Annotated in this window: 9 protein-coding genes; 8 read left to right on the top strand and 1 reads right to left on the bottom strand. The window is 63.1% G+C overall.

What is annotated here, in order from left to right; translation table 11 throughout:
- The first annotated feature begins 145 nt into the window (after window positions 1–145).
- Window positions 146–1,537: a metallopeptidase gene (locus ACIBJI_RS18345; RefSeq protein ID WP_364346235.1), complete on the top strand. Its 1,392-nt coding sequence runs from the start codon at window positions 146–148 to the stop codon at window positions 1,535–1,537.
- 133 nt (window positions 1,538–1,670) lie between these two features.
- On the opposite strand, the gene ACIBJI_RS18340 is transcribed toward ACIBJI_RS18345, so the two are convergent.
- Window positions 1,671–2,999: an FHA domain-containing protein gene (locus ACIBJI_RS18340; protein ID WP_397084972.1), complete on the bottom strand. Its 1,329-nt coding sequence runs from the start codon at window positions 2,997–2,999 to the stop codon at window positions 1,671–1,673.
- A 141-nt stretch (window positions 3,000–3,140) separates the two neighbouring features.
- Between ACIBJI_RS18340 and ACIBJI_RS18335 the strand changes: the two genes are divergently transcribed.
- The 7 genes from ACIBJI_RS18335 to ACIBJI_RS18305 all read left to right on the top strand — a co-directional run bounded on the left by ACIBJI_RS18335 (window position 3,141) and on the right by ACIBJI_RS18305 (window position 12,286).
- Window positions 3,141–4,346 carry a hypothetical protein gene (locus tag ACIBJI_RS18335; RefSeq protein WP_364346231.1) on the top strand — a complete coding sequence of 402 codons (1,206 nt, stop codon included), beginning with the start codon at window positions 3,141–3,143 and terminating at the stop codon, window positions 4,344–4,346.
- Between the two features lie 77 nt (window positions 4,347–4,423).
- Window positions 4,424–5,662, top strand: a complete 1,239-nt coding sequence (locus ACIBJI_RS18330) for a hypothetical protein (protein WP_364346229.1) — start codon at window positions 4,424–4,426, stop codon at window positions 5,660–5,662.
- Between the two features lie 8 nt (window positions 5,663–5,670).
- Window positions 5,671–6,870 carry a hypothetical protein gene (locus ACIBJI_RS18325; protein ID WP_397084970.1) on the top strand — a complete coding sequence of 400 codons (1,200 nt, stop codon included), beginning with the start codon at window positions 5,671–5,673 and terminating at the stop codon, window positions 6,868–6,870.
- A 110-nt stretch (window positions 6,871–6,980) separates the two neighbouring features.
- Window positions 6,981–8,174, top strand: a complete 1,194-nt coding sequence (locus ACIBJI_RS18320) for a hypothetical protein (protein ID WP_364346226.1) — start codon at window positions 6,981–6,983, stop codon at window positions 8,172–8,174.
- A gap of 8 nt (window positions 8,175–8,182) precedes the next feature.
- Entirely contained in the window at window positions 8,183–9,376 is a 1,194-nt protein-coding gene (locus ACIBJI_RS18315; protein WP_364346224.1) for a hypothetical protein, read from the top strand.
- Between the two features lie 7 nt (window positions 9,377–9,383).
- Complete coding sequence (locus tag ACIBJI_RS18310; protein ID WP_397084968.1) at window positions 9,384–10,595, top strand: hypothetical protein; 1,212 nt, start codon at window positions 9,384–9,386, stop codon at window positions 10,593–10,595.
- A gap of 98 nt (window positions 10,596–10,693) precedes the next feature.
- Window positions 10,694–12,286, top strand: coding sequence for a serine/threonine-protein kinase (locus tag ACIBJI_RS18305; RefSeq protein WP_364346220.1), 1,593 nt, complete (start codon window positions 10,694–10,696; stop codon window positions 12,284–12,286).
- The last annotated feature ends 280 nt before the right edge of the window (window positions 12,287–12,566 follow it).

Genomic DNA, 12,566 nt, shown 5'->3' with positions numbered 1-12,566 from the left:
CATCACCCGGACTTCGGCGGTGCCCCCGATGCGCCTTTTGCCCCGATCCGGAGACCGTTATGAACGTGCGACCGGCCGACTAGGGGGAGCCTTGCCGAAACTCCGAGCGACCGCAGTCGTTGCCGTAGTGCTATGTGTAATCGCAATGTTGGCGGGCTGTACTCGCGCGGTGCACGGTCGAGCGGTTTCGGTCTACGACGATCCGTTCAAGGTCGCCGGACTGCCCACCACGAGCGGTCCCAGCGGGCCACGCGAAGGCATTCCCGATAGCTCGCTCACGGCAGTCAACGGCGACAGCGGCGAGGTGGATGCCCTGGCGCTCAACGCGATCGACGATATTCAGACATATTGGCGCGCCGAGTACAGCAAGGATTTCGAAGGGGAATTCAAGCCGGTCGACAAGCTGATCTCCTGGAGCGCCAAGGCGCCGCGCAGCCAGGCACTCGAATTCTGCAAGGAATCCACCTATCATCTGGTGAACGCCGCCTACTGCCGACTGGACAACTCGATCGGCTGGGACCGCTCGGTGCTGTTGCCCACGATCGAGGACACCTTCGGCAAGATGGCCGTGATCATGGTGCTCGCCCATGAATACGGACACGCCATCCAGACCCTGGCGAAAATCGTGCAGACCAAGGATCCGGTGATCGTCAAAGAGCAGCAGGCCGACTGCTTCTCGGGTGCGTTCATTCGCCATGTGGCCGAAGGCAAATCCAAGCACTTCACCATCAATACCTCCGATGGCCTGAACTCGGTGCTGGCCGCGACCGTCGCCATTCGAGACTCCAATCCGGATGATCCGGAGAGCGTGCACGGGTCGGCATTCGAGCGGGTCACGGCAGTGCAGATCGGCTTCACCGATGGTCCGAAGGCGTGCAAGGCCATTGATATGCACGAGATCGAGCGCCGCCGCGGCAATTTGCCGCAGAGCTTCAAGGACGATCCCGGCCACGGCGAGAATCCGATCGACAAGGACAGTCTGATCGAGCTCAGCAAGGCACTCGCGGTGATCCTGCCGCTGAAGCAGGCGCCGACCTTCGACTACTCCGGCGCGAAGATCGACTGCAAGAACGGCGTTGCCACACCGCCGGTTTCGTATTGTCCGGCCAAGAACACCATCGTTACCGATGTGCCCGCGCTCGCGCAGCGCGGCACCTCCGATGCCGATGACAATGATCCGTTGCCGCTCAAGGTGACCGGCGATTACAACGGCTACGTCGTCTTCATCTCGCGCTACACCCTCGCCGTGCAGCAGGCCGACGGTCAGCAGCTCGTCGGCGCCAAAACCGGATTACGCGCGGCCTGTTTGTCGGGGGTGGTCACCGGCAAGCTCGCGCAGCCGGGGCGAACCCAGGCAGAAGGCGATATCGTCTTGGCCGCAGGCGATCTCGACGAGGCGGTCTCCGGACTGCTCGCCGACGGGCTCGCGGCCAGCGATATCGAGGGCAAGACCGTGCCGAGTGGGTTCTCCAGGGTCGACGCGTTCCGCGCCGGAGTGCTCAACGGCGAGCACACCTGCACGTCACGGTATTCCTGAGCTCCCCCTTTTTTTGCCGGACGTTGAGTGCCACGCAAGCCGCGTGCTCGGGTCGGCGTTCTGGCTGCGAGTTACTCAATCCGCACGAAATCAGTTGTTGGGTCGGGCAGATTCCCCAGGACGGCCGAGCATGTCAGCCGAATGGTGGCGGAGCGGCGGGTTCGAATCGCAGCACCCGGTTGCCGATCATGATTTCGGTGCCGGGTATCAGGCCCATCGGCTGGTTGGGTGGTAAGCGGATCCAGTCGCGGTAACCGGGTAGGCGGGTGCGGGTGCCATTGGTTGAACCCCGATCCACCAGGGACACATCCCAATTCAGCAGCAGCACCTCCGCGTGCGCGCGAGACATGCCGCCCGAGGAATCCTCGACCTTCAACGGCACCATGCCGCGGCCGGCCTGTTCGGAATGTTCCGGATCGCGGCCGAGGACCGCGTCCGCGGCCAGCATGTAGGTCATGCCGTCGTCGAGGACCAGCATGCCCAGCGGCGGGCGGACCACCTCGATCAGCTGCTGCGTCTGATCAACCGGCATCCCGCAGACCGTGCAGAACGCCGAGCGCGGATCGCTGGGATGCGCACGCGCGCACTTGAATCCCATCACCTTGACGGTGAGGGCGGTGGCCTTCGCGGTGGCCTCCAGCCTGCGCTGTAGATCCGGATCCGGGCGCGGGGCCGGATTGGTGCCACCCATTTGGGTCGGCGCGTGATGCGGGTCGACCGGTTGCTGCTCCTGGACCGAATCGAGCATCGCGGTCGAGGCGCGGGTTTCGGTCGGCTCGGGCTCGGGCTGGGGTTCGGGCACGGGACGCTGGGTCGGTCCCGAGTCGATGCGCGCGGTCGGTGGCCTCTCGGTCGGTGGCCTCTCGGTCGGTGGCCTCTCGGTCGGTGGCCTCTCGGACCGCAACGGTTCGGATCGAGCACGCACCGCATCGGACCAGACGATCGCGCCGCCTGCCTGTGCGATCCCCTCGACCAACCAGCCGATCCCCCGCTCGGCGGGCAGTTCCGGAATGCGGCCCTTGGGGTCGTCGACGAAGAGCGCGACCGCTCGCGCGGGCAACGATGCGACCCGGTCCACTGTGAAGGCGGCGTCGCTACCCCGATAGCGCTCGAGCGTTCCGTCACCGGCGAGTACCGCGGTGACCGCACCGTGCAGGAAGATCGCCATCCCGCCGGTCTCGGCGGCGGACAGGATGCCGAAATCGATCGGCGCACCGGGACTGATCCGCTCGGCATGCGTCATCAGCCAGCGTGTCGCGGCGCGCGCGACCAGTGCCCCCGGTCCCTGCGGATGCTGTTCGGCGGCGTCGCGCACGAGTTCGGCCAGCGATTCCAGCGCGATGACGGCAGGTGCGTCCGGAGTCGGGCGCCCATGCCCACGATGTGCGACGACCACTACCGCACCCGCGACCCGGGCGACGGCGTGACCTCCGACAACGACCTCAACCTGCCGATCCTTCAACGGTATCGGCCTTCCAGAGGTGCGCATCGCGGGGTCGTCGCCACATCGACAAGGGTATTGCAAACCAAGCCCTAAGGGGTCCCCGTCCACGGCGTCCGTCCGGTAACTTCAAATGCACATCGGGAGGAACGAGGGGCCGTCATGGTTAGGACTTCGCGCATCGCGCTCGCCGTGGCTTGTATCGCGGTGACCGGGGTGTTGACCGGCTGCAGCGGGGTGCAGGGTGCGCCGTTGGCGGCCGAGCAAGACGTGCGCAAGCTCGAGGTCGGCACCTATCCGGTCGATCGACACAAATACGACCAGGACGCCGGCTCGAACGGGGCGCTGCTCGAGGGCATGCGGATGTCGGAGGCCGTGGTCGCCAGTTCGAAGATCGACCCGTCGCTCACCTACGGACGCGAAGGCAAGGTGCTCAGCAGCATCGACGATGCAGTCGAACACGTGGCGTCCGCATCGAAACCGGTACTGGTGAACCGCAACTACCTCACCGGATACGCCACCAGCGGTTCGGATAAGCCCGATCCGCCCGGTCAGACCCGGCCGTCGGCCGACACCACCGCGATCACCAATGTCGTATTCCGGTTCCCGGACGAGGCCACCGCGAAGATCGCAGCGCGCGAACTCGAGGACGCCGATATCAATATCTCCCCCGAGAACCGCAAACTGACGTCGACCAAATATCCGGACGCCTATATCCATTGGCGCCCAGGCGTTCCCAACGTCGGAACCTTCATGGCGCACAAGGAGTTCGTCATCTCGCTGTTCGTCGGGCGGCCCCGCGCGGACAGTTCGGACTTGCTGAGCTGGGTCGAGAAAACGCTCGATACCCAGACCCGCGCGTTGGACAAGTTCCAGGCAACCCCGCAGGACAAATTCAGCAGCCTGAAGGTCGATCCGGAGGGCATGCTGGCGCGCGTGGTGGTCGCGGATCGTCGTGGGCACACCCCGAATGCCGATAACTTCGCTGTCTACGGGCCGAGTTACTTCGTACAGTCGGCCGAGGACGAGAGCAAGACCCAGAAGCTGGTGGACGAGGCCGGGGTCGACCGGTTCGCCGTCGTCGACAACGGTTCGGTCACCCGTGTCCGGGACTATCCGGCCGGGCAGAAATTCATCGACGGACTGATCGAAGAGGTGCGCGACACCTTCGACCCGATCGACGCACCCAAGGATGTTCCGGGCGCGAAGTGCTTGCAGCTCAACAGCAAAGGCGATCCGGAGCGGCAGTACAAGTACCGCTGCTACGTCCCGTACAAGCGGTATGTCGGTGTGGTCACCAGCGATAAGGAACCGGATGTGCGACAGAAGGTGACCGCGCAGTACGCACTTTTGGCCAACAGCTTCTGACAGCGCTCCGACCTCCGTGGGGAACCCGGACGGTGAAGTAGGATCCGCGCGGAGATACGCGAACGATCGGGTGGGACGTGAGATTCGACGCGAAATCGAAACTTCGAACAGCAGCGGTCGCCACCACGGTGGCGGTTCTCGTCGTCGGCGTTGTCGCGGGATGTGCCGCCGACGTTCCCGGTCACGCCGGCCCCGGCATGACCGCGGTGGATCCGAACAGCCTCAACATCGGGCCCTATCCGTCCGCGCCACAGGATTACTCGTTGGACGGCCTCGACAAGGACGATGTCTTCCGCATCGAATCCCGGCGCATGCTGGGCTATTTGGTCCTGCCCTACGACGTCGACAGCGATATCAGCCACCTCGTCGATACCCGTCTTGTGGAGGCGACCTCGACGAATTTCGACGACGGTTTGCTCGGCGTGCTGCCCGGGCAATACCTACCGGTCGTCGAGCGCAACAACTTCATCGCCGGGGTGTACACCCAGCGGTCCAACGACAGTCTGCGCAGCATCAAGAACCTGGCCATCGCGTTACTTCGCTTCCCGTCGGACGCTGCGGCACGCTCCGCAGCGGCGGAACTCGACCGGGCAACCGATGAGTTCAAGCCGGGGCGGCACCCGGTCGCGATCGACGGCTATCCGGATATCCGAGCCTCATCGGATAACGATAAGAAGGGCTATGTCTTCGTCGCGCGTGGTCCGTTCGTTCTGCTGAGCATGATCACCATGCCGGGGCCCGACCCGAAAGCCCTTGCAACGCAATTCAAGAAGATGCTCGATCTGCAGCTTCCCAAGCTGGACAGCTTGGTCCCGACACCAGTGGATGACATCCTCGACCTGCCGCTCAACCCCGACGGGATCATGCGGCGCACGCTGCCAGCCGGGAAAGAGACGCGGGACTACTCGCGGGACAAATACATCGGCATCTATGACGGACTCGGTCAGTTGCACTTCGAGCGCAACGGTCTCGATCTGAAACGGACACTGCAGGAAGCCGGTACCGATCTCGTCGCACAGAACCAGTCGACCCTCTTTCGCACTCGCGACCTCGCGGCATCGTTCCGGCTCCAGAACGCATTGGCGCAGTTGGGCAAGGACGACGAAGCCTTGAGCAGCCCACCGGGTCTCGCCGACGCACGCTGCCTGAAGATGGACGAGACGGAACCGATCTTCAACAACAAATTTCTGTGCATCCTCGTGCACGACCGCTATGTCGCGGTGCTCGGTTCCCAGGGACAAGGTCTCGGGAAATTCGACCCCGCGCTGTACCAGGCGACCGCCGCACAATATTCGATCCTGGCCAAGACCCAGTGAGCGCACCGATGAACCTTCGATACCGAAACGGCTTGCTCTGTCTCGCGATAGCGGCCATACTCGCGATGACCGCCTGCGGCGGGTCCGACGACCCCGCCCCCGCGGTGGATGTGTCGAAGCTCGAGGCCGGAAACTATCCGACGACACCGCGCGACATCGACAAACAGCGCACCGCCGAAACCGGTGCGGTGCAGGAGTCCATCCGACTCGCCGAGTTCGTGCCGCTGATAATGGATCTGGACGGTCGCCTGATCTACAACCAGCGCCCGTTCTACTTGCATCCGTTCACCCCACAGAATCCGCCGCGAAACGGCTCGCTCGGCGGATCCGTCGAGAACTTCGCCGAGGCAGCCCCCGGTCTCGTCGCGGGCTGGACCACCTCTGGGCACCGCAGGAAAGACCGCTCGCTCGGGCTGAACATCGACCTCACTCTGCTGCGATTCTCGAACAACGCGCAGGCAAAGACCGCCATGGACGTGTTCTCCGATGAGAAGAACGAAAAATACCCTCGAAAGGGGCCGTTGGCGATTCCCGGCTACCCGAATGCCAAATCCGCACTGACCCAATATGATGCCGTCGAAACCTGGATCGCGCGCGACGACTACTTGCTCTACACCTACCTCGGCAACAGCCTCGCGACCCCACCGGATCCGGCCCCGCTGATCGACTTCACCAAGCAGCTGTTCGACAAACAATTCGAACTGCTGAAGGGCTACACCCCGACCCCATCCGACAAGGTCGCGCAGGAACCCGCCGACATCGACGGCCTGGTCGCCCGAACCCTGCCGAACCAGCCTTCCGCGGGTTATGCCGACATCACCGGGGCCTACACCTCGCACGCGGCCCTGCACCTCGAGGAACGCCCCGACATCACCAAGCGCGCTTTCGACGACGCCGAGGTCGACCTGATCGCGCATAGCGACTCCTCGATCTACCGCACCGCCGACTCCGCCGCCGCCGCCCGACTCACCGCAAGCCTGCTCGACCAACTCACCGGGCTCTTCCAAACCACCGACAGCCCACCCGGTCTCCCGGCCGCGAAATGCTCGAAGAAGCTCGACAACGACGCGACCAAATCCCGCAACCTCGTCGAATTCATCTGCTACCTACCGTATAACCGCTACGTAGCCGCCATCACCGCCAACCAGCGCCAAGACCTCGACCAAAAACTTGCGGCGCAGTACAAACTGCTGGCCTTCGGCAAGTAGCTGCCGATCCGGACAGGCTGACACCGGCAAACTGGCCCCCGGTGCTGGTGGCTTGCGTCGAGTAGGATCCCGCGGGAAGTATGCGAACGGGGAGATGGAACGGGGGAAGTATGAGGTTCATAGGCGGATTCGTCGCGTTGCTCGCCGTGGTGAGCGCGGGTTGCGCGGCGAGCGTGACGGGGCATCCGGGGCCGGGGTTGGCACCGGTGGACGTGGCGACGTTGAAGACGGGGGCGTACGCCCTGGAGCCGACCACCTATGACCCCCGCATCAGCAGCATTCCCGACATGCGGCTGATCGAAGCGCGCCGGATGCTCAACTACCTGGTGCATCCCTATGAGATCGACAGCGAAATCAGCGACACGTCGAATCAGAAGTTCATGTCCGACGCCGAGTCGATGATCGGCGAGAAATACTTTCCAGAGAAGTACCGACCCGTCGCAACGGACAACAACCTGCTTGCCGGGGTTTATGTCGTGGGCGGCAACGACAATCTCCGCAACCACAAGAAGTTGATCATCTCGGTTCTGCGCTTTCCTACCGACGCGGCCGGTCGTGCCGCTGCCGACCAGTTCGATCAGGTCGCGAACAGTGATCCTGGCCGGCATCCGGTGCCCATCCCGGGGCATACGGATGCTCGGGCATCGTCCGCGGACGACCGAACGATCATCTCGTTCACCGCGCACGGCCCCTATGTGGTCGTGGTGAATCACGCACTGCCCCAACCGAACCAGGCGGCAATCGCGGACAATATCGAAAAGACGATCGACCTCCAGTTCACCCGATTGGACCAGCAGAAGCCCATACCGCTGGACGATCTCCTCGACCTGCCCACTGATCCGGACAGCATCATGCGGCGAGCCCTGCCAGAGGCCCCGGACTACAGCGACCCGTTCATCGGCAAGGCGGACTTCGGCTACTTCGACCCCTCGGGTGAACTGCACTTCGAGCGCAACCCGATCGATATTCGCAAGGCATTCGAGGAGAGCGGGGTCGATCTGGTCGGCCGCCGCGGCGCGATCATCTACCGTGCTCGTGACCTCCCCGGCGCCTTCCACCTACAGTCCGCGCTGGCCAAGACTGGTAAGAACGACGAAGTACTTGCACCGCCACCGGGTCTCCCCGACGTCCGGTGCGTCAAGCTCGATACCGCCACTGCTAACAGGAATTTCGACCAGTTCTGCGCTGTGGTCTACGGGCGATACGTAGCCGTCGTCGTCGCAAGAGGATTCGCAGGGGCGGTAGACCCGGTGCTGTACCAACGTGCCGCCGCTCAGTACGCGATTCTGGCGAAGAGTGAATGAGTCCGACCATGCGATTGCGACACAGTCTGTACGCCATCATCGCCGTGGCGCTCGCGGCGACCACTGCCTGCGGTGACAGCCAGGGCACGACCACGCCGACCATCGACGTTGCCAAACTGGATTCCGGCAACTATCCGACAACACCGCGCGATATGGAAACCACGCGCAATGCCGACTCGGGGGGCTATCTAGAGTCGGTACGGCTCGGAAACTCGGTACCACTACCTTTCGATATAGATGGAAAATTCGCTTTCCAACGCCTGGCAACGATCGATGGGCGGACCACCCTGAAATCCCCGGCAACCATCTCATCGATCGATAACAAGGAATTCCCTGATCTCGCACAAGGACTCGTCGCCGGGTGGGAGACGACGGGTGAGCGCCGGAGCCCGTTCTGGCTCGGCAGTTCGGTGATCATGGATACGCTCCGGTTCTCGGACCAGGGCAAGGCCGAGACCGCGGCTCGTCGCCTCGCGGACCGTCAGACCGAAGTGCTGCCCGGCGAGACCGTGACGATCCCTGGGCATCCGACTGCTCGTGCGAAATGGTCGCCAAGCAAACGGACCCTGGACTCGTTCCTCGTACACGACGCCATGCTGCTATACGTGCATATCGACGATCCGGTTAGTGAACCTGTCGACACCGCACCGCTGATCGCTTTCACCCAGGCGGCCTTCACTGAACAGATCGAGATGCTGAAGGACTACTCGCCGACTCCGGTCGATCAAATCGCATCCCTCCCTATGGATGTGGACGGATTACTCGGACGGACGCTACCGCTCGAAGAGCGGCAGAAGAGCGTATCCGGAATCGACCGCACGGTGCTGATGCCCGGACACGTCGCGCTGCATTCGGAGAACTTCCCCGCACTCGCCAAGGCGGCTTACGACGATGCGGGCGTCGATCTGGTCGCGTACGCCGGTGAGAAGGTATATCGCACCCGGGATTCGAGCAGCACAGTCCGTCTCATCGCCGCCATGATCGATCAGAAGGCCGATAAATACCGTCCGGTCGACGCACCCCCGAATATGCCCGACGCCAAGTGTTTCGATGTCAAGGATAAAAAGAGCCCTTCGCTTACATATCCGCCCGTGTGCTATCTCGCATACGACAGATACGTCGCGCGAGTCGTGGGAACCAACGTGCAGGAGGCATATCAAAAGGCCGCCGCGCAATACAAGTTACTTGCTTACGGGCGTTAGGGGAGGCATGAAGCTCGCGACGAAGCCGACGGCCGTTCGATGGGTGGCGGCACTGTGCACGGCCGCGGCGTTGACGACCGCGTTGTCAGGGTGTGGTGCCCAGGTGACCGGCGAGCCGGTCCGCGTGCAACCCGATGTATCGAAGCTCGATGTAGGCAACTATCAGACCAAGCCGCGCCAAGTGGGTAATGCGAAGAGCGACAAACAAGCTCGGGCGCGGGAGGCACAACGACTGGCCGACTATGTGGCGCTGCCGTACGAAGCCGACCCCGTTTACGTTGAGGACGCCTGGGGCATCGCGACACATATTGTCCTCAACCGCAAGACCCTCGGCAGCCTCGTCATCAACGACACCTTCGATGATGTCGCGAAGGACTTGGTCGCGGGCTGGGTCAACGCATGGCGAAGCGGGGGCGCGCAGGAGGACAAGCGGCGAACGCTGAATGTCGCGGTGCTGATGTTCCCGGATGCGCAAACCGCGTCGGCAGTCGGACCGACCCTCGAACACGACGACTTCACCTACAACGCCGACAATCAGCCTGTTCCGATCGCGCAGCCGAATACGTACGCACATTGGCGACCGGATATCTCCTCGGTCGGCTCGTGGACGGTGCACGACCGATATGTCGTCTACATCAAAGTGGTGGACGATACCTCGGCACCCGATCTGCCCGCGTTGACATCGCAGGTCGAGAAGATGCTCGGAGTGCAACTCCCGCTGCTCGACAAGTTCCAGCCGACTCCGGCCGGCGAGCTCTCACGTATCCCGCTCGATCCACAGGGTTTGCTCGGCCGAACCATACCCAGCAATCCGGAAAGACCCATTCGCGCAGAGCCCGACGGTGTTTTCAGCGGCCGCGGGACGGTGTCGTTGATGAATGCCGGTCAGGCAACACTGCCGGAACTGGAGAAGCACGGCGTCGATCTGGTGTCGTTCGGTGATGCCGTCGTCTTCCGAACCAAATCCCTGAAGGACGCCGACGACCTCTGGACGAAGTGGCAGCCATTGAAACCGGATCAGAAGATGGTCGGCGCCCCGGCCGGACTCGGCGAACATGTCCAATGTTTCGCGGATGGAGTAACCGATAAGAATCCGACCGGCTCGATGAATCTGTGTATGTTCCAGGTCGATCGGTACGTCGTGCAGGCGTTCGGCAAGCAGCTGCAGGATCTGCACCAGAAGGTCTCCGCGCAGTATGTCCTGCTGCAGAGCCGTTGAGGACGGTTCGGATGCGACTCGAATACCCACCGACGACTTGCTAGATTTCTGACGGAGGCTCGCGTGTCCGGGCGTTCGACATCATCGAGGAGGACCGAATGGCGTTGCGGCCCGGCGCAATCGTAGGTGGCTACCGGGTACTTCAAGTTCTCGGCAGCGGCGGTATGGGCACGGTGTACCTGGCCCAGAACCCGATCCTCCCCCGTCGTGACGCATTGAAGGTTCTCAGCGCCGACCTGTCCACCGATGACGAATTCCGCGCCCGCTTCGAGCGCGAAGCGAATCTGGCCGCCGGACTCGATCATCCGAATATCGTCGCGGTGTACAACCGCGGCGAGGAGAACGGCCAGCTGTGGATCGCCATGCAGTACGTCGACGGTGTCGATGCCTCGGACGAGGCCAAGAAGGGGCCCTCCGTGATGACCCCGCAGCGAGCCCTGCGGATCGTGTCCGAGGTGGGCAAAGGGCTCGACTACGCGCACCGACGCGGGCTGCTGCACCGAGATGTGAAACCGGCGAACTTCTTGCTCTCCGCCGCCGAAGCGGGTGATGAGGAACGAGTACTGCTCACCGACTTCGGTGTCGCGAAGTCGTCCGAGGACGGCCAAGACCTCACCGCGACCGGCAATTTCATGGCCACCGTCGCCTATGCCCCACCCGAGCAATTGGTCGGAACCAGCCTGGACAATCGCGCCGATATCTACAGCCTGGGCTGCTCGTTCTTCAAGCTGCTGACCGGGCAGAACCCGTATCCGTCGACCATGCCGGCCGTCGTCATGATGGGCCATCTGCACGAGCCGCCGCCGAAATTGAGTGCGGTTCGACCGGGCCTGCCGCCCGCCTTGGATGCGGTGATCGAGAAGGTGATGGCCAAGGATCCGACACAGCGCTACGCGACGTGTCGGGAGTTCACCCAAGCCGCAGAGGCCGCCTTATACGGCACTCAATTCCGCGCTCCGGAGGCCGGATATTCGACCGATAACCGCATGCCTGTCGCGGGATATTCGACCAACCCGACCATGCCGGTCACCGGGGGTCCCCACGCCCCCGGCTACCACACCCAACCCCGAACTCCTGCTACCGGATTCGCGCCGCAGGAGAATACGGACCAAAGCTTGATCGCGACGCAGCGAAATCACTCCCCACGGTCGGCCATCCGTCGAATCCTGGTACCAGCGGCTCTCGCGGTTGTCGTCATCGCCGCCGTCGCGGCTGGAACCTTTTTCCTCACCAACGGTAAATCCGACTCCGGCGGCGGTGGCGACAAGGTGGCCGAAGCGCGGAACGCCAATCCGCAATTCTCGGGAAAGACTGTCACCGCGTTCAATTTCGGCAACTCGACCCTCTCGGTGGTGCTCAACCCCAGCGACCAATCCAAGTTCCTGCAGAACCTCGGCTTTGCCTACAGCACCAAATACAAGGCCGTCGGCGACGAGAAGTCACCACGCGCACTTTCGGCCGCGAGTTATTCGGCAGATGTCGATTCCGAGGTCGTGATCGTGCTGCGGACCGATAGCCAGGCCGGGAACGGCGGACTGCGTGGCTTGCCGGGGAGCATTCTGTCAAGCAACGCGAAGATCGTTGTGGTCGATGATCCGTCGACAGTGCAGGCGTTCCAGGTGTGGACCGCACAGTCCCAGGACACACTGGCGGACAAGATGGTTCCGACGATCGCCAAGGTCGTCAAGTAGCGCAACGCCAGGGTTATCCACAGCTCTTATCGAACTGGGATCTGTCTTGTAGACGCGAGAGCGCGCTGTTCGGTAGGGTGTTCGCAGCCAGCCCACTCGCCAGTTCAAGTGGCCGCGAACAGGGGGAAGGAGGGGATCGGTGTGCTGGTGGCGACCGAGACGACGACATTGCGGTCCGAGACATCCGGGGGGATCTCTGAGGCCCTCCGACCGTGATGTAGCCGGTCGACAACGCTACAGCGCCCGTGCGACGCGGTGGATCTATCAGATTCTTTCGAAC

The sequence above is a fragment of the Nocardia sp. NPDC050408 genome (genome assembly GCF_044458905.1).
Lineage (GTDB): Bacteria > Actinomycetota > Actinomycetes > Mycobacteriales > Mycobacteriaceae > Nocardia.
The sequence above is the reverse complement of the archived record's forward strand: the minus strand, read 5'-3'. Positions and strand labels throughout refer to the sequence as shown.